Origin of the sequence: Kitasatospora sp. NPDC090308 (assembly GCF_044769485.1) — a bacterium.
Lineage (GTDB): Bacteria > Actinomycetota > Actinomycetes > Streptomycetales > Streptomycetaceae > Kitasatospora > Kitasatospora fiedleri.
Genome location: NZ_JBIVXY010000018.1, coordinates 57645 through 78348 on the forward strand (window position 1 = coordinate 57645; position 20704 = coordinate 78348).

Below are 20704 nucleotides of genomic sequence, written 5' to 3' on the forward strand. Positions count from 1 at the left end.
GCGATCAGTCGGCTGAGGCCGGTGGGCGGGGCGTCCTCGGTCACGGTCTTCCTTCTCCCATGTCGGCTTCGATCGGTCGGGTGGTCGGGGCCCGGCGCGGCGGCGGGCCGGTGAGCGGCACGGCGACGGGCCGGGGCTCAGCGCGGCGGCGGACCGCCGGTCGGCAGGGCGGTCGGCCGGGGCTCAGCGCGTCGGCGGGTCGGCCACGGCCGGGACGGCCTCCGGCCGGTCGGCGATCAGTCGGCTGAGGCCGGTGGGCGGGGCGTCCTCGGTCACGGTCTTCCTTCTCCCATGTCGGCTTCGATCGGTCGGGTGGTCGGGGCCCGGCGGGCTCAGTGCGTCGGCAGGTCGGCGACGGCCCAGGCGGTGGGCGGGCGGCCGGTGGCGGTGCGGGTGCCGGCCCGGATGCGGGCGGGGCGGCGGTGGCCGGCGGGGCCGGCGCCGGCGATCTCGACGGTCAGTCGGCCGGGCGGGCCGGCGGGGTGCAGCCGGTAGCGCTTGGGCGGGGTGCGGAAGCCCAGGCCGGAGGCTTTCGCCAGGGCCTCCTTGACGCACCACAGGTGCAGCGGTTCGACCGGCCCGCAGGCCCGGTGCAGGGCGTCGAGTTCGGCGGGGGTGCCGAACCGGTGCAGGTTGCGGGCGGCGGTGTCCCACGCGGTCTCGGCGTCGACGCCCAGGCCCGCGGGGGGCGGGTCGGCGCGGCGCAGCGCCACCACCACCTGGTCGGCGGTGTGGGCGATCGAGAACTGCAGCGGCGGCCGGAGCGCGGCGCCGTCCCAGCAGATCCGGCGGACGGCGGCGGGCCCGGCGAGGCCGATCCGCCGGTGGGTGTCGGGCAGGTCGGGGACCAGGCCGAGCCGGACCAGGCCGGCGGCCAGGGCGTGCCGGGCGGCGTACCGCTGGTCCTGCCGGGCGGCGCCGGTGAAGCCGCCGTGCGGGTCGTCCGGCCCGGTGGGGGCGCCGGGCGGGTGGGCGTCCCGCGCCGCGCCGGGCCGGACCTCGTCCCAGAGCAGCCGCACGGCGCTCACCTCGGTGCGGGCGCGGGGTCGCGCACCACGTCGGCCAGGGTGCGGACGCCCGGCCCGGCGGCGGCCGCGTACCGGATCGCGCGCAGCACGCCGGGCAGGAAGGCGCGGCGGTCCGCCATCCGGTGCAGGACCTCGATGTGCTCGCCGGTGCCGGCCGCGACCAGGCGGTGCTCGCTGAGGGCGTCGCCGAGGCGGAAGGAGGTGACGTCCGGGGCGGGGGCGCCGGGGCCGCGGGCGGTGTGCCAGGCGGCGGCGAGGTGGCGGGCGGTGCTGCTGGGGCGGTCGCGCTTGCCGGCGAAGTGCAGGTCGCTGACGCCCGCGTCCCAGCTGTCGTCGGCGTGGGCGGCGAGGTCGGCGACGAAGCGGGTGACGGCGAGCAGGGCGAGACTGTAGTTGGCGGCGACCACGACGGGGCGGCGGCGGCCGACCTCCGCCAGCAGGCGGCGGTGCCGGTCGCCGAGGCCGCTGGTGCCGATGACCAGGGCGCAGCGGACGGTGCGGGCCTGGTCGAGCAGGTCGGCGGTGGCCTCCTCGGCGGTGAAGTCGACGACGACCGGGTCCGGGTCGGGCAGGTCGGCGAGGCGGTGCACCACGGGCACGGCCGGGTCGGGGCCCGGGTCGGGGTCGCGGTCCGGGCCGCGGTCCGGGCCGCGGTCCGGCCGATGGTCCGGGGCGCGGAGGGTGAGGCGGGCGGAGAGGGCGAGGTCGGGGGCGGCCAGGACGCCCTGCCGGACGACGCCCGACATCCGGCCGGTCAGTCCGCAGACGACGACGGGAACGGGGGCGGGGACGGCGGGGGCGGCAGCGGCGGTGGGGGCGGCGGGTGCGGTCATGCGGCGACCGCCTCCGGGACCAGGCCCATCCGCCGGGCCAGCTCGTTCTCGACCACCCGCCGGCCGCCGAAGTGGGCCTGGAGGCCGGCGTCGTCGCGGTCGGCGGGCGCGTCCGCCAGGCCGAGTTCGGTGGCCATGTCCTCGGTGGTGCGGGCGGTGCGCCGCAGCAGGTCGACGCAGCTCAGCAGGGTGGCGAGGGCGGCGGTGCCGCCGGGCGCCTCGTCCTTGAAGGCGGCGCCGAACCGGGCGGCGGCCGCGGCCAGCGAGAGTTCGATCTCCAGCTTGCTGAGCTCGTGGGCCAGGTACTGGGAGGTGGAGAGCGCCTCGACGCCCTCGCCGGCCCGGGCCAGGGTCCGGCGCAGGTCGGCGACGTCCCGGGCGGGCCGGGCGAGGGCGCGGCGGGCGAACGCCCAGGCGTGGGCGTCGAGGGCGGCGGTCAGCACACCGTCGAGGGCCCAGTCGACGGGTCGGGAGAGGGCGGCGGGGACGGCGCCGTCGAGGACGGCCCAGCCGTGGTCGGCGGACCGTCCGGCGCCGTGCGGGCGGACGCCGGGGGCGTCGTGCGGGACGAGCGCGAGCCGGGTCGCTCCGTCCAGCCGGACGGTGACCAGGGCCGCCTCGGCGTCGCGGGCGGCGTAGCGGTAGCGGCCGTGCAGGGTGGTCCGGTCGCCGTCGCGGTCGGCCCGGACGGCGGGGACGGTGAGGCTGAACAGGGCGTTCGGGGTGTAGAGGCCGAGCGCGGCGGTGACCCGTCCGGTCCGGACGCCGTCGAGCAGCGGGGCGTCGGCCTCGAAGGTGTCGAGCAGCGGCAGGACGCCGTGCACCTGCTCGGTGAGCGCGGCGGCGAGGGCGAACGGGTGCCGCTCCCAGACCTGGTCGAGGGCCCGTTCCAGTTCCCGCTCGGGGCTCCGGAGGACCGCGTCGTCGGCGTCGGCCGACCGGTCGAGGCCGCGGCGGGTGAGCAGCCGGTCGAGGGCGGCCCGCGCGGCCCGGGGGTCGGTGGCGGTCACGCGCGGCCTCCGCGGGCGAGCCGGGCGGTGACGAAGCGGGCGATCGAGTCGACGGAGTACAGGTGCTCGGGGTCGGCCTCGGGGTCGATGACGGCGTCGTAGCGCTGTTCCAGCACCTCCATCAGGTTGATGTAGCCGATGGAGTTGACGCCGGCCCGGTCGAGTTCGCCGTCGGCGGCGCGCAGGTCGGCGACGGTGACGACGCGTCCGGTGGCGGTCTCGACGAGCAGTTCGATCTCGGCGCGCAGGTCGGTGTCGGTGCGGGCCGCCTCGTGGGCTGTGCTCATGCGGGGTTCTCCAGTCCGTGCGGGGTGGGGTCGGCGGCCCGGGCGTCCCGGACCAGGCGGCGCAGTTCGGTCGTCCGGGCCTTGCCGACGGTGGAGCGCGGGATGGCGGGCAGGAAGGTGACCCGGCCGGGGACCTTGAAGGGCGCGAGCCGGGCGCGGCAGGCGTCGACGACCTCGGCCCGGCCGAGCCGGCCGGTGCCGGCGAGTGCGGCGTGCAGCACCGTCTCGCCGTTGTCGTCGGTGTCGGCGAAGACGGCGGCGTCGGTGACGCCGTCGAGGTCGAGCAGGGCGCGTTCGATCTCGGCGGGGTCGATCTTGCGGCCGGCCAGGTTGATCGGGCCGCCGAGCCGGCCGGTGACGAACAGCCGGCCGTCCTCGATCCGGCCGAGGTCGCCGGTGCGGTAGTAGCCGTCGGGGTCGAGCCGTTCGGCCAGGGCGCCGGGGGCGTTGAGGTAGCCGGCGGCCATCGAGTCGGTCCGGACCCTGACCTCGCGCTCGCCGGTGGGCAGGTCCACGGTCCGGACCGAGACGCCGGGCAGGGCGGTGCCGAGCCCCTCGGTGTGCTCGGGGTCGCGTTCGTAGGTGCAGGGGCCGGTCTCGGCGATGCCGTAGTAGTCGGCGATCCGGACGCCGTACCGGGCCTCGAAGGTCCGCCGGACCTCGGGGTCGAGGACGGCGGCGGCGGAGACCGCCCGGGTGACGGTGGCGAACGCGGCGGCGTCCGGCCGGGGGGCGGCGGCGAGCAGCCGGTAGGCGAGCGGGAAGGCGACCAGCCGGGTGGCGGCGGCCCGGGCGACGGCCCGGGTGATGCCGCCGGAGGTGGGCAGGCCCTGGTAGAGGTGGAGTTCGGCGCCGACGGTGAAGACCGGCAGCAGCGAGGTGTTGAACGCCAGCCCGTTGGTGAAGCCGGCCAGGCAGAGCACCCGGTCGTCGGGGCCGAGTCCGGTGCCGGCCGCCCAGGTCCGGGCGGCGGCGGTGACGGCGTCGGCGGTGAACTCCAGGCACTTGGGCGCGCCGGTGGTGCCCGAGGTGAACCGGCAGGTGGCGGTGGACGGCCCGGGCGCGGGCGCGTCGCCGCGCCCGCCGGGCAGGACGGTCAGCGCCAGCGCGCTGCCGGGCACCGCCCGCGGCGTGCCGCCGAGCGGGAACGGCCGGTCGGCGTCGTGCAGGAAGGCCGGGACGCCGCAGCTGCGGCGGATGCCGTCGAGTTCGGCGGCGCCGAAGGTGGCGTCGATCAGGAACGGCAGCCGGCCGGCCACCAGCAGGGCGTAGTAGGAGACCAGGTAGTCGGCGCTGTTGGCGGCGTGCACGCCGACGTCGGCGGTGTCGGGGCCGAGCAGCGCGTCCAGGGTGCGGGCGCGGGCGCGGACGAGTGCGCCGAACCGGGCGTAGTCGAGCGCGTCGCCGCCGGCCACGACGGCGCGCCGTCGGCCGTGTCCGGCGCAGGCGGCGAGGAACGCGGCGCCGAGCCGCCGCGGGTCAGCCACGGCGGGCCCCGTCCCGGCCGGCGGGCGCGAGGTCGAGTTCGGCGCGGCAGGCCATGCTGTGGTTGGCGATGGTCAGCATGGTGGTCTGGCTGCCGCCGGACATCCGGAAGCCGCGGAGCTGGGCGTGGGCCCGCAGCGAGGGGCTGTCCCACATGTAGCCGGCGCCGCCCTCCAGGTCGGTGGCGAGGGTGGCGAGTTCGTTGGCCTTCTCGACGCAGAACCACTTGAGTTCGGCGATCTCGGGGACGGTGCTGCCGCCGGCGGTGACCCGCAGGTAGGCGTCGGCGATGCCCGCCTCCATCAGCTCCTGGTGGGCCCGGGCGCGGGCCAGCGCGTGCGCGTTGACCGGCCAGGCGCCGAGCGGCCGGCCGCCGAGGGTGCGGCGGCGCACGTGGTCGGTGACGTGGTCGAGCAGGGTGCGGTGGGTGAAGTAGGCGTCGGCGGCGATCAGCAGCCGCATCCGGGACATCACCCGGTTCCAGCGCATCAGTTGGCTGATCCCGCTGCGCGAGACGACCTGCCCGGCGGGCACCCGGACGCCGTCGAACTCGACCTGGGCGGAGTCGACGCTGCGGGTGCCGAACTTGTCGTACACCTCGGTGACCCGCACGCCGGGGGTGCTCTTCTCGACGGCGACGATGGCGGGCGCGCCGTCGAGCACGGCGCTGACGAAGCACAGGTCGGCGGTGGCGCCGTTGATGACGAACTTCTTCCGGCCGTCGAGGACGATCCGGGAGCCGTCGATGGTGGCCGTGGTGGGCTGTTCGGCGGACGGGTCGGTGTCGCACTGGCAGGCGACCAGGTCCCCGGCCAGCAGGGCGGGCAGGTAGCGCTCGCGCAGGGCCGGGTCGCGGGCGGCGGCCAGCCAGTCCCCGGCGATCTCGTTCTGCACGTGCATGGCGAGGGCGATGCCGCCGTCGCGGGCCCCGGCCATGGCCTCGCCGAGGACCAGGGCGCCGAGCAGGCCCAGGCCCTGGCCGCCGAGGTCGCGGGGCAGCGAGACGCCCATGAAGCCGTTCGCGGCGAGGTCCTGCCAGGTCTCGCGGCGCAGGCGGCCGTCGGGCCCGGTGCGCCACTTGTCGAGCCACTGCGGGGTGAAGTGGTCCGCCGCCCGGGCCCGCAACTCACGGTGACCGTCCGTCAGGTGCGCGGACAGGATGCTGTTGCTCAACATGGAAACCACACGCTGCTCTCTGTGATCGGGTCTCGGCGCCGGTGTCCGGCTCGGCCGCGGGTCTGGTCCGTTCCGGGCTCAGCCGGGCTGCTGCCGGGGGTCGCGGGCGTGGCTGTAGGCGACCGGGGCCCGGTCCCACTTGACGGCGTTCTCGTCGGCGACGCCGACCGCGACGACGTAGATGACCTCCTCCTGGTCGTCCAGCAGGGCGAGTTCGGCGATCCGGCCGGCGTCGAAGCCGCCCAGGCAGGTGATCCCGACGTGCTGCGCGGCGGCGCCGAGGCAGAGCCGCTGGGCGGCGCTGGCGGCGTGGAAGTGCAGTTCGGCCAGGCCCTGCTGGCCGCGTTCGCCGAGCAGTTGGCGGACCGGGGCGTGCAGCGCGACCAGGGCGGCGCAGCCGGCCGCCACGCCCTGGTTCATGCAGGCCGCGACCACCGCCTCCTCCGAGCCGCCGTCGCCGCCGACCGGCAGCAGCCGGTGCCCGTCCGGGTCGTACTCGTAAGCGCCGGACGGCAGTCCGTCGACGTTGCGGACCAGCAGCCGCAGCCCGGCCAGCGGCCCGTCGGCGCAGTCGACGGCGATGCCGCCGCGGACGGCGGCCAGTGCCCGGCCGAGCGCGTCGGCGTCGAGCGGTTTCGCCAGGAAGCCCTTGGCGGACTGCCGGTCGAGCACGACCGCGCCGAAGTCGGCGAGCGGGTCGGCGTCCCGGCCGGTCAGCACCAGCGGCGCGGTACCGGCGGCGGCCGGACGGATCGCCGGGGTGGTGCCGAACCGCCGGGCCAGGTCCCGGGGTTGGTGGTAGGTGCTGACCGGGCTGACCAGGTCCCAGGCTTCGCGTTCGGGCCCGTCGGGCTGCTCCAGGCCGCGGCCGCCGTCGTGCCACCAGATCGGCACCGCGAACGGGTTGGTCCGCGGGGCGCGGCCGGGCCCGACGGTCGCGGGCCCGGTCGGCGCGGTCAGGGTGACCAGCGCCTGGGGTTCCCGGCAGAGGTTCTCCAGGCCGAAGAGCCGGGACAGGGCGCGGCGGTCGAAGCGCAGCCGGACGGCGGGGGCGAAACCGGCGTCGGCGGCGGCCAGCGCGATGTTGGTGGCGGCGTGGGCGCTGTCGAGGTGGGTGTAGAGGTAGCCGCGCCGCCCGTACTTGCGCATGGCGTGCCAGGGCCGGGCGACCACCGCGACCACGGCGGCGGGCAGTTCGGCGGGGTGCGCGCCGTCGGCGGCGAGCGGATCGGTGGCGAGCGGACCGGTGGTGATCGGGTCGCCGGCGAGCGGGTCGGCGGGCCGGGCGGAGCCGGCCAGCAGGTCGGCCAGGTCGCGGCGGCCGACGGCGGCCAGTCGGCGCAGGCTGCAACCGGCCGCGTCGTAGTGGTAGAGCGCGTACTCGTGGCCGTCCTGGAACGCCACCAGCACCTCGAAGGGGTAGAGCGCCCCGGCGGACGGCGTGGTGCGGGCCCGCATCAGGGTCTTGCCCTTGGTGATCACCGCGCCCGAGCGTTCGCCGTACCCCAGTCCGAGGGCCGCGGCGATCCGCGTCCACTGGACGCTCAGACCCGGGTCGGGCTGACCGGCGGCCGGGGAGACGGCCTCCAGGTTCGATCGCAGGCGCGTCTCGTTCCAGAACCCGGCCAGCAGCGGATTGGTCAACTCTTCGACGCCCATAGGTCCTCTCGCGTTCTCGGATCGGTGGTGATGCACCTCGGGGAACGGGGTCGGCCCCGGATCGGATCGGCGTTCCGGGTCGTCGGCCGGGGCGGCGCGGGCCGGCCGGATCGCGGCCCGGCGCGCCGGAGAACAGCCGTGGTGGAACGCCGCCGGTCGGTGTGCGTCCACGATCCGTCTCTCCTGGTGAGACGGTACCGACCACTCAGCGGCCACTCGCAAACCAACCAGCCGACCGCCGAGGCTGTCCAGCGAACGCCGATGGCTCAGTCCGGCCATGGCCCCGAACGGCCGTCGGGACACGAAGCAGCCGCATCCCGCACTGTGACGCAGGCCACAGCACACCGCTGTCCGATGGCTGAGATGTGGGTTGTTCGGCTCGCGGACCGTGACGCAGCATGGTTGCTGTTCGTGCACACGGTGCAACCGACCGTGCGCGCTCCCCCCGGGGACCGCGCGCCGGTCGTAGTCGGCACGGGGGTGTCGAGAGACCTGGGGGCGCGCTCATGCAGCTTCAGCCCGACCGGCGCGAGCCGTCGCTACCCGAGGCCCAGATGGGCCGCATCCTCCACTCGGCCCGCCAGGCCATCGGCGAACTGGCTTGCAAGGTCGAGGAGTTGGACCGCAGGCTGGCAGAGGTCCGAACCGGCGCGCTCCCCGCCCACCTGGACCGGCTGAGCGGTCACGGGGTGGAGGTGTTCCGGGGCGAGTCCGAGGTCCGGCAACTGCTGGAGGACACCGTCGCGACGGCCACCGGCCGGATCCTCAGCATGCACCCCGGGACGCCGCTGCCGGCGTCGCTGCTGCTGGCCGCCCGTCGCCGGGACGAGGAGGTGCTGGGGCGCGGGGTGGCCGTCCGGACCATCCACAGCGAGTCGATGCTCCGGGTGCCGCGCGGCCGGGCCCACCTGAAGGCGCTGCGCCGGGCGGGCGCGCAGATCCGCACCTCGGCGACCCTCCCCTACCGGCTGACCGTGCTCGACACCGGCCTCGCCCTCGTCCCGGCACCAACCGGCGGGGGCGGCGGGGACGGCGGCGACTGCGCGGAGCCCGCGGTCGCGGTGGTGCGCAACCCCGACCTGGTCAGCCTGTTCGCGCAGACCTTCGAGTTCTGCTGGCAGGACGCCCGGCCGGCCGAACTCGCCCCGCCCACCCGCACCGGCCCCACCGCCCGCCAGTACCAGGTGCTGCGCCTGATGCAGCTCGGCTACAAGGACGAGGCCATCGCCCGGGAGATCGGCGTCTCCTCCCGCACCATGCGCCGCATCGTCCGGGAACTGCTGGAGCAGCTCGGCGCCACCAGCCGGTTCAGCGCGGGCATGGCCGCCCAGGCCCGCGGCTGGCTGGTCCCGCCGCGCCCGCACGACGGCTGCCGCTGACCCGCCGGAGGGCCGGGACTGCTCCCATCGGGTGCCGTGTCCGGCCGACACCTCCCTGACGGCGCAGCAACGAGCGCGGCCGGGCCCGGGCCGTGGTGCTCTTATGTCGGGCTTACACCTGCAGCCGTCTGACGGGTTCTCAGGTCTGTCCCCGACCGCCGCCACCGGAGCCGGCGGTTCGGAACGCGCGGTCCCCTTCCCACGGGGGCCGCGCGGTGCGATCCGGGTCCCCCTCACGAAAGCGCAGATCATGCAGCGTCCGCCGTCCTCGAAGCTGTCCTCCCTCGCCCGCCGTTCCGAGAAGCCCATGGCGGGCCTCGGGGTGCTGGCCCTCGCCGCCGCCGGCGCCCTCGTCGGCCTCGCCCCCGGCGTGGGCCACGCCTCCAGCCACCGGGAGGCGCCGCTCATCTCGGGCGACCCGCGGGCCGACAACACGGACGTGTACGCGTTCGTCAGCCCGGACAAGCCCGACACCGTCACCCTGGTGGCGAACTGGATCCCGTTCGAGGAGCCGAACGGCGGCCCGAACTTCTATCCGTTCGCCGACGACGCGCACTACACCATCAAGATCGACAGCGACGGCGACGGCAAGCCCGACACCACCTACACCTGGGCGTTCGCCAGCCACTACCGCGACGACGCCAACCAGTTCCTGTACAACACCGGCGTGGTGAAGTCGCTGGACGACCCGAACCTGAACTACCGCCAGACCTACACCCTCACGGTCACCGGCCCGGACGGGAAGTGCAAGGTCCTGCTCAAGGACGCCCCCGTCGCGCCGTCGAACGTCGGCAAGGCGTCGATGCCCGACTACGGCTCGCTGCGCAAGCAGGCCGTCGTGGACCTCCCCGACGGCGGGCAGAGCTTCGCCGGCCAGGCCGACGACCCGTTCTTCCTCGACCTGCGGGTCTTCGACCTGCTCTACGGCGGGAACCTCAAGGAGTCCGGCCACGACACCCTGACCGGCTACAACGTCAACACCATCGCCATCCAGGTGCCGAAGACGAGCCTGGCGCTGAAGGGCGACGCCGAGCGCAACCCGGTGATCGGGGTGTGGTCCACCACCGACCGCAAGGGCGCCGTCGTCGCGGACAAGGGCGGCGAGGGCAAGGGCGGCGAAGGCAAGTCCGGCGGGGACAAGGGCGGCGAAGGCAAGGGCGGCGAAGGCAAGGGCGAGGGCGACTGGCGGCAGGTGTCCCGGCTGGGCAACCCGCTCGTCAACGAGGTCGTCGTGCCGATCAAGTACAAGGACGCCTTCAACGCGCTGACCCCGGACCAGGACCACACCGTCACCCCCGTGGTCGACAAGGTCAAGGACCCGATCGTGCCCAAGCTCGTCCAGAGCATCTACGGCATCCCCGCCCCGGCGGCGCCGCGCAACGACCTGGTGGAGATCTTCCTGACCGGCATCTGCAAGGCGTGCGGGCCGGTCCAGGCCGACCTGAACTCGCAGCTGCTCAACAAGGACGTCAAGAAGGACGGCTTCGTGCCCTCCGAGGAGCTGCGCCTGAACATGGGCGTCGCCCCGGCCGCCGCCCCCAACCGGCTCGGCGTGCTCGCGGGCGACCTGGCGGGCTTCCCGAACGGCCGCCGCCTGGCCGACGACGTCGTCGACATCACCCTGCAGGCCGCCGAAGGCGCCGCGCAGACCGGCACCCTGGTGCCCGCGCTGGCCGCCGGGGACGGCGTGAACGCCAACGACCACGCCTTCGGCCACCACTTCCCCTACGTGGCGCTGCCCAACACCGCCGCCGTCAACCAGGCCGTCTCCGACAACCCGGGCGGCTCCGTCGAGGCCGGCTTCGGCGGGCTGTCCGTCAGCGGCTTCCCGGTCGCCGGGGCAGCCGCGATGGCCGGCGGCGTGCTGGTGTCGGCGGCGGGCGTGCTGGCGCTGCGCCGCCGCTCCGCCCGCTCGTGACACCGCCCGAACGGGCCGGCCGGCCGCTCCCCGCGAGCGGCCGGCCGGCCGTCGTGCGGGCCCAGGCCGCCCTCACCCGGGCCGGCGCCGCCGCAGCGGCCGTCCGCGACGCCCTGACCCGCACACGGGAGGGCTGCCCGCCGGTCGGCCCGGGTGAGGAGCAGGGCGGGACGGCCACCGACCGGACCGGTGCGGCCGTGACGCAGGACAGTGCTGCCAGCCCCGACGCCCTGACCCGCACGGAGGAAGCCCGCCCACCCGCCGGCCCGGGTGAGGAGCGCGGCAAGACGGCCACCCACCGGGCCGATACCGCCGCGACGCAGGACAGTACTGCCAGCCCCGACGCCCTGACCCGCACGCAGGAAGCCCGCCCACCCGCCGGCCCGGATGGGAAGCAGGGCGGGACGGCAACCCACCGGGCCCGTGCCGCCGCGAAGCGAGCCGGGGCCGCCTCCCGCGACGCCCTGACCCGCGCGCAGAAGACCCGCCCACCCGCCGACCCGGGTGAGGAGCGCGGCAAGACGGCCACCCACCGGGCCCGTGCGGCCGCGACGCGGGACAGTGCTGCCAGCCCCGACGCCCTGACCCGCACGGAGGAAGCCCGCCCGCCCGCTGACCCGGATGGGAAGAAGCAGGGCGGGACGGCCACCCACCGGGCCCGTGCCGCCGCGACGCAGGACAGTACTGCCAGCCGCAACGCCCTGACCCGCGCGGAAGAAGCCCGCCCACCCGCCGGTCCGGGTGAGGAGCGCAGCAAGACGATCACCGGGCGGGCCGGTGCGGCCGTGGCGCGAGCCCGGGCCGCCGTCCACGACGCCCTGACCCGCGCGCAGGAGACCCGCCCACCCGCCGGTCCGGGTGAGGAGCGCGGCAAGACGGTCGTCGGCCGGGCCGGTGCCGCCGTCCGGGCGTTCGGGCCGTGGCGGGTGGTGGGGGCGGGTGCGGTGGCGGCGGGGCTGGCGTTGGCCGGGCTCGGTGTGGCGGCTGTCGTCGACCGTCCGGCGGTGCCCGCCGTCGCGCAGGGCGTCGATGTCGGCGAGTTGCCCGCCACCGTGCACGGCGCGGCGCCCGTCGCCGCGCCGACCGCACCGACCGCACCGACCGCGTCGGAGGCCGGCCGCGCGCCGGTCGCTCCGCCCGTCCGGCTGCGCATTCCCCGGATCGGTGTCGACACCGGGCTCAGCGACCTCCAGGTGCAGGAGGACGGGCACCTCGCCGCGCCCGCGGACCCGGACGTCGCGGGCTGGTGGAGCCAGGGTCCCGCCCCGGGCGGCCCCGGCACCGCGGTGATCGTCGGCCACGTCGACTCCCTCACCGGCCCGGCGGTGTTCGCGGGCCTGTCCGTGCTGCGTCCGGGCGACGGCATCGACGTCCTGGCGGCGGACGGGACGAGCACCGCGTTCACCGTCCAGGCCCTGCGCAGCTACGACAAGCAGGGGTTCCCCGCCGAGCAGGTCTTCGGCGACACCCCCGGACCGAGCCTGCGCCTGATCACCTGCGACGGCGTCTACGACCACGGACAGCACACCTACCCCGCCAACCTGGTGGTCTTCGCCGTCCCGGCGCAGGCCGCCGCCTCCGCCGCCCCGACCGGCGCCACGCCCCCGCCCGCCCAGCACCCCGGAGTACCGCAGTGAACCGACGCCGCCGTCTGCTGCCCGCCGCCGTCGCCACCGCCCTCGGCGTGGGCCTGTTCCTGGCCGGCGGCCTCGGCCTCGCCCCGCAGCGCGGCGGTGCCCCGGCCCCGGAGCGGCCCCCGGGCCAGGACACCGCCGACACCGGTCTGGCCGGGGACATCCGCGGGTTGCAGGAGCACCTGCGGAGCACGCCCGACGACGCCCTCGCGATGGCCTCCCTGGGCCTGGCGTACGTCCAGCAGGCCAAGATCACCGCCGATCCGTCGTACTACCCGAAGGCGGAGGACGTCCTCACCCGCTCGCTGAGCACCGACCCCGACGGCAACTTCACCGCGATGGCCGGCATGGCCGCCCTCACCGGCGCCCGCCACGACTTCACCGCGGCCCTCGACTGGTCGCAGCGGGCGATCGCGATCAACCCCGACAACTCCACCCTCTACGGGACGCTCGCCGACGCCTGCACCCAACTCGGCCGCTACCCCGAGTCGTTCGACGCCGCGCAGCGCATGGTCGACCTCAAGCCCGGCACCCCCTCCCTCGCCCGCGCCTCCTACACCTGGGAGCTGCGCGGCGACACCGCCGCGGCCACCGCGCTGATGAAACGCGCCCTCGACGACGCCAACACCGCCGCCGACCGGGCCTTCGCGCTCTACCACCTCAGCCTGCTGGCGCTCGGCAGCGGCGACCCGGCCGGTGCCCTCGCCCAGGCCGAGACGGGCCTGCGCGCCGCACCCGGCACCGCCTCGCTGCTGGAGGCCAGGGGCCGGGCCGAGGCCGCGCTCGGTCGCAGCGACGAGGCCGTCGCCGACCTCCGGCGGGCGACCGCCCAGGTGCCGCAGCCCGAGTACGTCCTCGAACTCGGCGAGCTGCTCCAGTCGTTGGGCCGCACCGCGGAGGCCGAGGAGCAGTACCGGGTGCTGCGCGCCGAGTGGAAGCTGTTCACCGACAACGGCGTGGCGCTCGACGCCGACGCCGCCCTGTTCGAGGCCGACCACGGCGACCCGGCCACCGCCGTCGCGATCGCCGAACAGGGCCTGCGCACCCGCCCGTTCCTGGACACCCACGACGCCTACGCCTGGGCCCTGCACGCCGTCGGCCGCGACGCGGAGGCCCTGCGGGAGTCCGACGAGGCGCTCGCGCTCGGCACCCGCAACGCACTCTTCCACTACCACCGCGCCGTGATCCTGCGCGCGCTCGGCCGGAACGACGAGGCGCGCACCGAGTTCGGGACGGCGCTGGCCACCGACCCCGCCTTCCACCCGCTGCACGCCCCCGCCGCCCGCGCCGCCCTGGCCGAACTCCCGCCCGGGAGCTGAGCCGCGGGCCGGCGGGGCCGTCACTTCGGCGGCGGCGCCGCCACGTGTCCCGCGTCGCCGCCCAGACCGGTGTACAGATCCGTCCACCGGCGGTCGACGGCCGTCGGCGGCTTGCCGTCGCAGTACGCCTTGGTCCCGTTGGCGGTGTAGAACCGCATCATCTCCAGCACGGCCGTCGGATCGGACTTCTCACCGCCGGTGTACCTGGTGCCCGGTTCCCGGCTCTGGTGCGGGAGGCAGCTCGGCGACGGCGTGCCGGGCTGGGCGTCGAAGCTCCCGTCCTGCTCCCCGCCGCCGCAGCCGGTGAGCAGCGCGGCGGCTGCGGCGGCGACGGCGAGGAGCAGGAACGGGCGGGTGGGGCGGGTACGGCTGCGGTCCACGGGGGTCTTCCTCCGGCGGGTACGGGTGGTTCAGAGGGTCGAGGGCAGGCTGCGGACGACCAGTCCCAGCCCGACGGTCAGGATCAGCAGCGCGGTGAGCAGCCCGCTGTACGGGGCGAGCCGGTGGAGGCGCCCGGCGACCGGCCCGCTCCGCACCGCGGCCAGCCGGTCGCCGACCCGGACCAGGAGCAGGCCGACGGCGGTGAGGGTGGCGGCCATGCCCACGCCGTACGCGACCACCAGGGCCGCGCCGAACAGCGTCCGGCCGAGGGCGATCGCGCCGAGCAGCACCACCAGCGCGGACGGGCTGGGGACCAGGCCGCCGGCGATGCCGAGACCGATCAGGTTGCGCCGGCTCGTGGCGGCGGCGGGGTCGTGCCGGTGGTGGCCGCCGAACAGGCCGTGGCGGTGGCCGTGGTGACCGTGCGTCAGGTTTCCGCCGTGGTCATGACCGTGGTCGTGGTCGTGGTCATGGCTGTGGTCATGGCCGTGATCGTGCGGGTGGTCGTGGTCGTGATCGTGGCTGTGCGGGTGCTCGTGGTCGTGGCCGTGGTCGTGCTCGACGACCGCCGTGTGCGCGTGGCCGTGGTCGTGGCCGTGGTCGTGCTCGGCGACCGCCGTGTGCGCGTGGCCGTGGTGGGTCTCGGCGTGCGGGTGGTGGCCGTCCGGTTCCGGGTGCGGGTCGTGGTCGTGCGGGGTGCCCGCGGCGTGGGCGGCGGCGTGGGCGAGTTCCCTGGCCTCCCTGGCCTCGGCGTCGTCGGCGCCCGGTTGGGGGTGCGGGAGGCGGCCGTGCGTGCGGGCCTGGCGGGAGCGGCGGACGGCGTCGCGCAGCAGGCCGGCGCCCACCAGGACGACCAGCGCGCCGCTGAGCACGCCCAGCCAGCCCAGCAGCACGTCACCGGCCAGCGAGGAGAACGTGGTCAGGCCCAGGCCGATGACGATGACCCCGGCGGTGTGGGTCACCGTGACGGTCGCGCCGACGGTGACGGCGTCGCGGGTGCGCCCGCGCCGGCCGGCCAGGTAGGCCGCCATCACCGTCTTGCCGTGCCCGGGCAGCAGGGCGTGCCCGGCGCCGAGCACGATGGAGAGCAGGACCGCGAGCAGGCCCAGGGGGACGGTCAGCCGCTCGGCGGCGCCGATCCCGGCGAGGCGGGTGTTCAGGCCGGCCAGCCAGGCGGTCGGCCCGGAGCCGTCCGCCCGGACGGCCGCCGTCCCCGCGGGTGCGGCGGCGCCGCCGGGCCGGGCCAGGAACCGGGCGTGGGTGACGCCGCTGGGGCTGTCCAGCAGGTCCCTCGGGTAGTCCCGCAGTTCCTTGGAGACCGACTCGGCCGGGACGTCGGAGCCGTCCAGCGTCACGCCGTCGCCGCGCGCGGTGATCTCGTTCCAGCCCACCCGGCCCGGGTCGTTCCCGGCGGTCACCCGGATCTCGCTCCCGGCGGCGGACAGCCGCAGGTCGGCGTGGAGCACGCATTCGAGCCGGCTGGTGCGCAGGCCGGCCGAGCCGTCCTCGTAGCGGAACCGCGCCGAGTCGGTCCGCCAGGTCAGCGGCGTCGCGTCCGGACCGGCCGTCACCCGGAGGTGCTGGACCGTCAGGCCGCACTGTGCGTCCGCCCAGGCCGCGCGTTCGGCGTCGTCGGCGGTGCCGTCGCCGTCGCGGTCGACCTTCGGCTGCTCCTGGAGGGTGGGGATCTCGGCGGCGTCGGTGACGGCGAGGGCCTCGACGGTGTCGGGCCGGACGGTGAGGCCGAGGTAGTGGTTGAGGGAGAAGTTGCCCAGCGGGTGGGCGTCGGCGGCGGGTGCGCCGACCGCCAGCAGGCACAGGGTGGCCGCCGCGGCGGCACCTGTTCTGGCAAGGAATCGCGCTGCCTCCACGCGGGCCTCCAGGGAGACGGCCGGGCGGTCCACGGCCGACGGGCCCGGCCCGGCGGGGAAGAGGGGATCGGGGCGAGACACCCCGGAACCACCTTGGTGCCCGTTCGCCCCGCCGGGGACCGGTACCGCCGCGACCTGCCGGGGGATCACCCGCACGGGGCAACCGCGGGAGCGGGCCCGGTGCCGGGCCCGCCCTCCCGTCGGGGGCGGCGGGCGCCGCGGGTCGCGGTCGGGGCTACTTGACGGTGAGGGTGCCGGTCATGAACTGGTGGATGGTGCAGAGGTAGGGGTAGGGGCCGGGGGTGTCCGGGGCGGTGAAGGTCGCGGTGGCGCCGGGGGCAATGCTGCCGGTGTCGAAGGCCTTCTGGCCGGCCGAGGTCAGGGTGTGGGTGGTGGAGTCCTGGTTGGTGACGGTGACCGTGGCGCCGGGGGCGACGGTGAGTGTGTCGGGGCTGAACTTGAAGTCCTTGATCGACACGGTGGTCGCCGAGGTGCTGCTGGGACTGCCGGTGCTGCTGGAAGCGCCGGTGCTGCCGGAGGGCGCGCCCGTGCCGTTCGAGGCCGCGGCGCTCGGGCTGCCGGACGTCGACGACGGGGTGGGGGCGCTGCTGGAGCACCCGGCGGCGGCCAGGACGGCGGCGAGGGCGACGGCGAGGGCGAGGGCGGCCGACGGCCGTCCGGTGGTGCGGGTCACGGAAGGGCCTTCCCTTGACGCGGGCGGAGTTTCCAGCGTGCCGGACCCGGTGCGGGCACCGGGTCCGACGCGCGGGAACCCGTTCAGACGGTGAGCAGGGCGGGGTTGGCGGCCTTGTCGACGGGGAGGAAGTCGTCGGGGACGGGGTACTGGCCCAGGACGTAGTGGAGGATCGCGGCGTGCATGGCCTCGACGGGGGCGATGGTGGCGGCGGTGGCGATGCCGCCGGGGCTGGTGACGTTGTAGGTCGCGAAGAGGTAGGTCTGCGCGGCCTGGTTCTCGAGTTGGAGGGCGAGTTGGGCGACGTCGCCGACGGTGGCGGCCTTGCCGAGCGCGTCCAGGGTGGCGGGCTGGTTGGAGAGCGGCACGTCGGTGATCGCGGGCTTGCCCGCGCCGGTCAGCACGGCGTTCCACGCCTTGGCGTGGTCGGCGTGCTGGCCCATGGCGGTGGTGATGAAGGTGGCCACGGCGGGCGGGACGGTGCCGAGCTTGCCGGCCTTGGCGGCGTCCAGGGCGGCTTGGTAGGCGCCCACGGCCTGGTTCTCCAGCGCGGTGGCCAGCGCGACGACCTTGAGGTCGCCGGTGTACTGGCCGGACGCCGAGCCGGACGCGGCACCGGAGGCGGGCGTCGAGGAGGCGTTCGGGGCGGGCGAGGTGGCGGACTTGCCGCTGGAGCAGGCGGCCAGGGTCAGCGCGGCGGCGGCTCCGCCCACGCCCAGCAGGAAGCGGCGGCGGCCGGGCTCCTGCGGGGCGGTCGTCCGGGGGGCGGGGCGGGTGCGCAGCTCGGCGGCCAGGTCGAGGGCGCCGGCCCGCATCGCGGGCAGGGTCTCCCGGTGCGCCTCCTCCATGTCCCGGGTCAGGCGCGCCAACTGCTGTTCGCTGATCGGCAGTTCCCAGTCGGTGCTCACTTGACGGCCCCCTCGGTGATCGGCGAAGCGTTCTCGGTCTTGTAGAAGGTGTCGGGGATGCCGACGCTGCCCGCGGCGGCGGGCAGCTTGGCCGGGTCGACGGGGATGGCGATCAGGTCGGCGGCGTTGCCCGCCAGCAGGGCCTGCACGGCCAGCAGCACCGCGCGGTGCTGCGCCTCGACCGGGGCCACCGAGGCGAAGAGCTTGCGCAGTTCGGGCGAGGAGACCTGGGAGACGTTCTTGGTGTAGGTCTGCGCGGCCACGTCCTCCAGGGTGATGGCCAGCTTCACCACGTCCGCGGGGCCCTTGATGGTGGGCAGCGCCTGGTCGACCACGGCCTTGTACTTCGGGTCGGGCTGGTTCTGGGCCTTGCCGCCGGCCTGGGTGGCGGCGGAGTTGAACGCCTGGGCGTGGGCCTGGTGCTGGGCGGTGGTCTTGGTGATGAACGCGGCCACCGTCTTGTTGCCGTCCTTGATGAACGGCAGGGCCGCCGCGGTCTGGTAGACGCTCACCGCGAGGTTCTCGATCGACGCCGCGGTCTGCAACGCCATCACGTCGTCCGCGCTCGCCGAGGCCGAGGCGGCCAGCGCCCGCGAGGTGCCCCACAGCGCGGCGGCGCCCGCCGCGCCGGCCAGCACCCCGCTCCGCTGCCACCAGCGCCGACGCGGTTCGGTCACCTGCTCGAACCCGGTCAGTGCGGCGCGGGTGATCCGCTGCGCGTCGCTGTTCAAGTCCTCCGACTGCTCGGTGAGTTCCGCGAGCAGCCGGGAGTCGATGTGCTCTGTGGCCATCATGCCTCGTCTCGGTCCGGGGCCCGGCCAACTCCGCGCCCCGCTCGCGACTCCTTCGGCACCGGACCGGGCGCGGCTTGGCCCCCCGATCGACTGTTCACCCCCACGAGTGAACGCGGGGGGTTTGACCGGCGGAGTCCTCCCCCTCCCCCGTCACGGCGCCGCCCGCGCACGCGCCGGGGCCCCGCGTCCGAAGACGCGGGGCCCCGGCGGGACGGGTCCGGCAGGTCAGACGGTGCCGCCGTAGTAGCCGCCGACCTGGTGGCGGTAGGCCGGGTCGTCGGCGTGCGCCTCCCGGTCGTACTCCGGCGAGTTCTTCACCTCGTCCTTGGAGCGGTTCACCCAGACCGTCTTCTCCTGGTCGTCGACCCGGGTGACGGTGCCCGCCGGGAGCAGCACCTCGCGGCCGAAGATCCACGGGCCGGTGTCGACCACGAGGTAGCCCGCGCCGACGTCCACGGTGTGCTTGTCGACCTTGCCGATGTGGCCGTCCGTCGCCTCGACCCGGTACCCCGTCAGGTCGGAACCCGTGGTGTAGCCCTCGGCGCCCGCGTAGTCCCACATACCCTCGGTCATCGCTGCCTCCTCGTACGCTTCGTTGCGCTTACGGGGAGCCGCCTGCCCCGGTCTCCGGCGAACATGCCGCCGGGCCGGGAACACCGTTGCAGCCGCCTCGTCAGTTCCCCTACCCTCGTGGGTAACGCGACGAGGGAGACGAGTAGCCGCAGGACCGTGCGAGCAGAGAGAACCGCCGGCAGCTGGGAAGGCGGTCTCGCACTGTGCGGTGAAGACACTCCTGAGCGCGGGGAGGAAATGCCCCGCCGGCCAGCCCCCGTCACCGGGCCCGAATGAGGCCGCGGCTCCGGTCGCGGCGAAAGTGCGGTGGCACCGCGAGTCGCCCTTCTCGCCCGCACTTCCAAGGGGTCAGCCGAAGTCCATGGAGGACTGCGATGATCCACCACACCCCCCGCGTCCCGGTGGCCGACCTGCACGAGCACGTGGGGCGGACCGTCTCCGTCTCCGGCTGGGTCAACACCCTGCGGTTGCAACGCGCGATGCAGTTCGTCCTGGTCCGCGACCACACCGGCACGGCCCAGGTGACCCACCGGCGCGGCGGCCCCGGGGACGGGACGGAGCGGGCGATCGAGGACCTCACCGTCGAGTCCGCCGTCCGGGTCACCGGCCGCGTCGTGGCCAACCCCGTCGTCAAGCTGGGCGGGGTGGAGATCGTCCCGGACGCCGTCGAGCTCCTCAACCGGGCCGAACCGCTGCTGCCGATCGACGAGCGCTCGGGGCCGGAGCACCGGCTCGACTGGCGCTTCCTGGACGTGCGCCGCCGGCCCGCCGCCCACCTGCTGTTCGCGGTGCAGACCACGGTCGAGCAGGCGATGCGCGAGTTCGCGCACGGCGAGGGCTGCACCGAGATGCACACGCCGAAACTGATGGGCACCGCCTCCGAGTCCGGGGCCGAGGTCTTCAAGCTGGGCTACTTCGACCGCAGCGCCTACCTCGCCCAGTCGCCGCAGTTCTACAAGCAGATGGCGATCGCGGCCGGGATCGACCGGGTCTTCGAGGTCGGCCCGGTGTTCCGGGCGGAGCCGTCGTTCACCTCCCGGCACGCCACCGAGTTCACCGGGGTCGACGTCGAACTGGCCTGGATCGACGGCGTCGAGGACGTGATGGCGTTCGAGGAGCGGATGCTCGCCCACGCCGTGGCCGCGGTGGCGCGGGTCCACGGGCCGGCGATCCGCGAGCACTTCGGGCGGGAGGTGGTCGTCCCGGAGCTGCCGTTCCCCCGGATCACGATGGCCGAGGCCCAGCGGCTGCTGCGGGCCGGGGGCTGGGACCCGGAGGGGCTCAAGGAGGACCTGGACCCCGAGGGCGAGCGGGCGCTCGCCGCGCACGTCAGGGAGCGGAGCGGCCACGAGTTCGTGTTCGTCACCCACTACCCGGCCGGAATCCGCCCGTTCTACCACATGCGCTCCCCCGAGCAGCCGGAGGTGACGCTCAGCTTCGACCTGCTGTGGAAGGGGCTGGAGATCACCACCGGGGCGCAGCGCGAGCACCGGTACGACGTGCTGCTGAAGCAGGCCGCCGAGAAGGGCGTGGGGGCCGAGCCGATCCAGGACTACCTGAACTGCTTCCGCTACGGCTGCCCGCCGCACGGGGGGCTGGGCCTGGGGCTGGGCCGGGTGCTGATGGTGATGCTCGGGCTGGAGTCGATCCGCGACGCCGTGTTCCTCTTCCGCGGCCCCAACCGGCTCACTCCGTGACACCCGGCCGCGGGGCGCGGCCGACCGGACGGGTCGGTCGGCCGCACCCCGCGGCGGC

Annotated in this window: 18 protein-coding genes; 5 read left to right on the forward strand and 13 right to left on the reverse strand. The window is 75.6% G+C overall.

Features of this window, described 5'->3' with window-relative positions; all coding sequences use genetic code 11:
• Positions 1 to 332: 332 nt before the first annotated feature.
• The 7 genes from ACIQVD_RS29995 to ACIQVD_RS30025 all read right to left on the reverse strand — a co-directional run bounded on the left by ACIQVD_RS29995 (position 333) and on the right by ACIQVD_RS30025 (position 7478).
• Positions 333 to 1019, reverse strand: coding sequence for a 4'-phosphopantetheinyl transferase family protein (locus ACIQVD_RS29995; RefSeq protein ID WP_400690959.1), 687 nt, complete (start codon positions 1017 to 1019; stop codon positions 333 to 335).
• 5 nt (positions 1020 to 1024) lie between these two features.
• Positions 1025 to 1861: a 4-hydroxy-tetrahydrodipicolinate reductase gene (locus tag ACIQVD_RS30000; RefSeq protein ID WP_402292299.1), complete on the reverse strand. Its 837-nt coding sequence runs from the start codon at positions 1859 to 1861 to the stop codon at positions 1025 to 1027.
• Positions 1858 to 2871 carry a hypothetical protein gene (locus ACIQVD_RS30005; RefSeq protein ID WP_402292300.1) on the reverse strand — a complete coding sequence of 338 codons (1014 nt, stop codon included), beginning with the start codon at positions 2869 to 2871 and terminating at the stop codon, positions 1858 to 1860. Before ACIQVD_RS30005 ends, ACIQVD_RS30000 begins: the two co-directional genes overlap by 4 nt.
• Positions 2868 to 3158, reverse strand: coding sequence for a hypothetical protein (locus ACIQVD_RS30010; protein WP_100839927.1), 291 nt, complete (start codon positions 3156 to 3158; stop codon positions 2868 to 2870). The genes ACIQVD_RS30005 and ACIQVD_RS30010 overlap by 4 nt, the downstream gene beginning before the upstream one ends.
• On the reverse strand, positions 3155 to 4645 hold the full coding sequence (locus tag ACIQVD_RS30015) for a class I adenylate-forming enzyme family protein (protein WP_402292301.1): 1491 nt from the start codon (positions 4643 to 4645) through the stop codon (positions 3155 to 3157). Before ACIQVD_RS30015 ends, ACIQVD_RS30010 begins: the two co-directional genes overlap by 4 nt.
• Positions 4638 to 5816 carry an acyl-CoA dehydrogenase family protein gene (locus ACIQVD_RS30020; RefSeq protein WP_402292302.1) on the reverse strand — a complete coding sequence of 393 codons (1179 nt, stop codon included), beginning with the start codon at positions 5814 to 5816 and terminating at the stop codon, positions 4638 to 4640. Before ACIQVD_RS30020 ends, ACIQVD_RS30015 begins: the two co-directional genes overlap by 8 nt.
• An 81-nt stretch (positions 5817 to 5897) precedes the next feature.
• Positions 5898 to 7478, reverse strand: coding sequence for a nitroreductase family protein (locus ACIQVD_RS30025; protein WP_402292303.1), 1581 nt, complete (start codon positions 7476 to 7478; stop codon positions 5898 to 5900).
• Positions 7479 to 7984: 506 nt separating this feature from the next.
• Here ACIQVD_RS30025 and ACIQVD_RS30030 point away from each other — a divergent pair.
• The 4 genes from ACIQVD_RS30030 (at position 7985) to ACIQVD_RS30045 (ending at position 13728) form a co-directional block, all read left to right on the forward strand.
• Complete coding sequence (locus ACIQVD_RS30030) at positions 7985 to 8857, forward strand: response regulator transcription factor (RefSeq protein ID WP_402292304.1); 873 nt, start codon at positions 7985 to 7987, stop codon at positions 8855 to 8857.
• A 250-nt stretch (positions 8858 to 9107) separates the two neighbouring features.
• The gene (locus tag ACIQVD_RS30035) at positions 9108 to 10775 is read left to right on the forward strand and encodes a DUF4331 domain-containing protein (protein ID WP_402292305.1); all 1668 of its coding nucleotides are present in this window, start codon (positions 9108 to 9110) and stop codon (positions 10773 to 10775) included.
• A 785-nt stretch (positions 10776 to 11560) separates the two neighbouring features.
• On the forward strand, positions 11561 to 12412 hold the full coding sequence (locus ACIQVD_RS30040; protein ID WP_402292306.1) for a class F sortase: 852 nt from the start codon (positions 11561 to 11563) through the stop codon (positions 12410 to 12412).
• Positions 12409 to 13728 (forward strand): tetratricopeptide repeat protein, encoded by a 1320-nt coding sequence (locus ACIQVD_RS30045; RefSeq protein ID WP_400690936.1) that lies wholly within the window; start codon positions 12409 to 12411, stop codon positions 13726 to 13728. The genes ACIQVD_RS30040 and ACIQVD_RS30045 overlap by 4 nt, the downstream gene beginning before the upstream one ends.
• A gap of 20 nt (positions 13729 to 13748) precedes the next feature.
• On the opposite strand, the gene ACIQVD_RS30050 is transcribed toward ACIQVD_RS30045, so the two are convergent.
• The 6 genes from ACIQVD_RS30050 to ACIQVD_RS30075 all read right to left on the reverse strand — a co-directional run bounded on the left by ACIQVD_RS30050 (position 13749) and on the right by ACIQVD_RS30075 (position 18949).
• Positions 13749 to 14108 carry a hypothetical protein gene (locus ACIQVD_RS30050; RefSeq protein WP_402292307.1) on the reverse strand — a complete coding sequence of 120 codons (360 nt, stop codon included), beginning with the start codon at positions 14106 to 14108 and terminating at the stop codon, positions 13749 to 13751.
• Positions 14109 to 14138: 30 nt separating this feature from the next.
• Positions 14139 to 15980 (reverse strand): nickel/cobalt transporter, encoded by a 1842-nt coding sequence (locus tag ACIQVD_RS30055; RefSeq protein ID WP_402292308.1) that lies wholly within the window; start codon positions 15978 to 15980, stop codon positions 14139 to 14141.
• A 235-nt stretch (positions 15981 to 16215) separates the two neighbouring features.
• A complete protein-coding gene (locus tag ACIQVD_RS30060) occupies positions 16216 to 16674 on the reverse strand; it encodes a cupredoxin domain-containing protein (protein WP_402292309.1) in 459 nt (152 codons plus the stop codon).
• 83 nt (positions 16675 to 16757) lie between these two features.
• Entirely contained in the window at positions 16758 to 17582 is an 825-nt protein-coding gene (locus tag ACIQVD_RS30065) for a ferritin-like domain-containing protein (RefSeq protein ID WP_400690927.1), read from the reverse strand.
• Entirely contained in the window at positions 17579 to 18373 is a 795-nt protein-coding gene (locus ACIQVD_RS30070) for a ferritin-like domain-containing protein (protein ID WP_400690925.1), read from the reverse strand. The genes ACIQVD_RS30065 and ACIQVD_RS30070 overlap by 4 nt, the downstream gene beginning before the upstream one ends.
• Positions 18374 to 18601: 228 nt before the next feature.
• Positions 18602 to 18949, reverse strand: coding sequence for a PRC-barrel domain-containing protein (locus ACIQVD_RS30075; RefSeq protein ID WP_400690923.1), 348 nt, complete (start codon positions 18947 to 18949; stop codon positions 18602 to 18604).
• Between the two features lie 374 nt (positions 18950 to 19323).
• On the opposite strand from ACIQVD_RS30075, the gene aspS reads away from it, so the two are divergent.
• Positions 19324 to 20646 (forward strand): aspartate--tRNA(Asn) ligase, encoded by a 1323-nt coding sequence (gene aspS, locus ACIQVD_RS30080; protein WP_400690920.1) that lies wholly within the window; start codon positions 19324 to 19326, stop codon positions 20644 to 20646.
• Positions 20647 to 20704: the final 58 nt, after the last annotated feature.

Excerpts from the sequence above, each read along its gene's own strand:
- ACIQVD_RS30000 (WP_402292299.1), bottom strand. The coding sequence starts at position 1,861 with ATGACCGCACCCGCCGCCCCCACCGCCGCTGCCGCCCCCGCCGTCCCC.
- ACIQVD_RS30010 (WP_100839927.1), bottom strand. The coding sequence starts at position 3,158 with ATGAGCACAGCCCACGAGGCGGCCCGCACCGACACCGACCTGCGCGCC.
- ACIQVD_RS30025 (WP_402292303.1), bottom strand. The coding sequence starts at position 7,478 with ATGGGCGTCGAAGAGTTGACCAATCCGCTGCTGGCCGGGTTCTGGAAC.
- ACIQVD_RS30030 (WP_402292304.1), top strand. The coding sequence starts at position 7,985 with ATGCAGCTTCAGCCCGACCGGCGCGAGCCGTCGCTACCCGAGGCCCAG.
- ACIQVD_RS30035 (WP_402292305.1), top strand. The coding sequence starts at position 9,108 with ATGCAGCGTCCGCCGTCCTCGAAGCTGTCCTCCCTCGCCCGCCGTTCC.
- ACIQVD_RS30070 (WP_400690925.1), bottom strand. The coding sequence starts at position 18,373 with ATGGCCACAGAGCACATCGACTCCCGGCTGCTCGCGGAACTCACCGAG.
- ACIQVD_RS30075 (WP_400690923.1), bottom strand. The coding sequence starts at position 18,949 with ATGACCGAGGGTATGTGGGACTACGCGGGCGCCGAGGGCTACACCACG.
- aspS (WP_400690920.1), top strand. The coding sequence starts at position 19,324 with ATGATCCACCACACCCCCCGCGTCCCGGTGGCCGACCTGCACGAGCAC.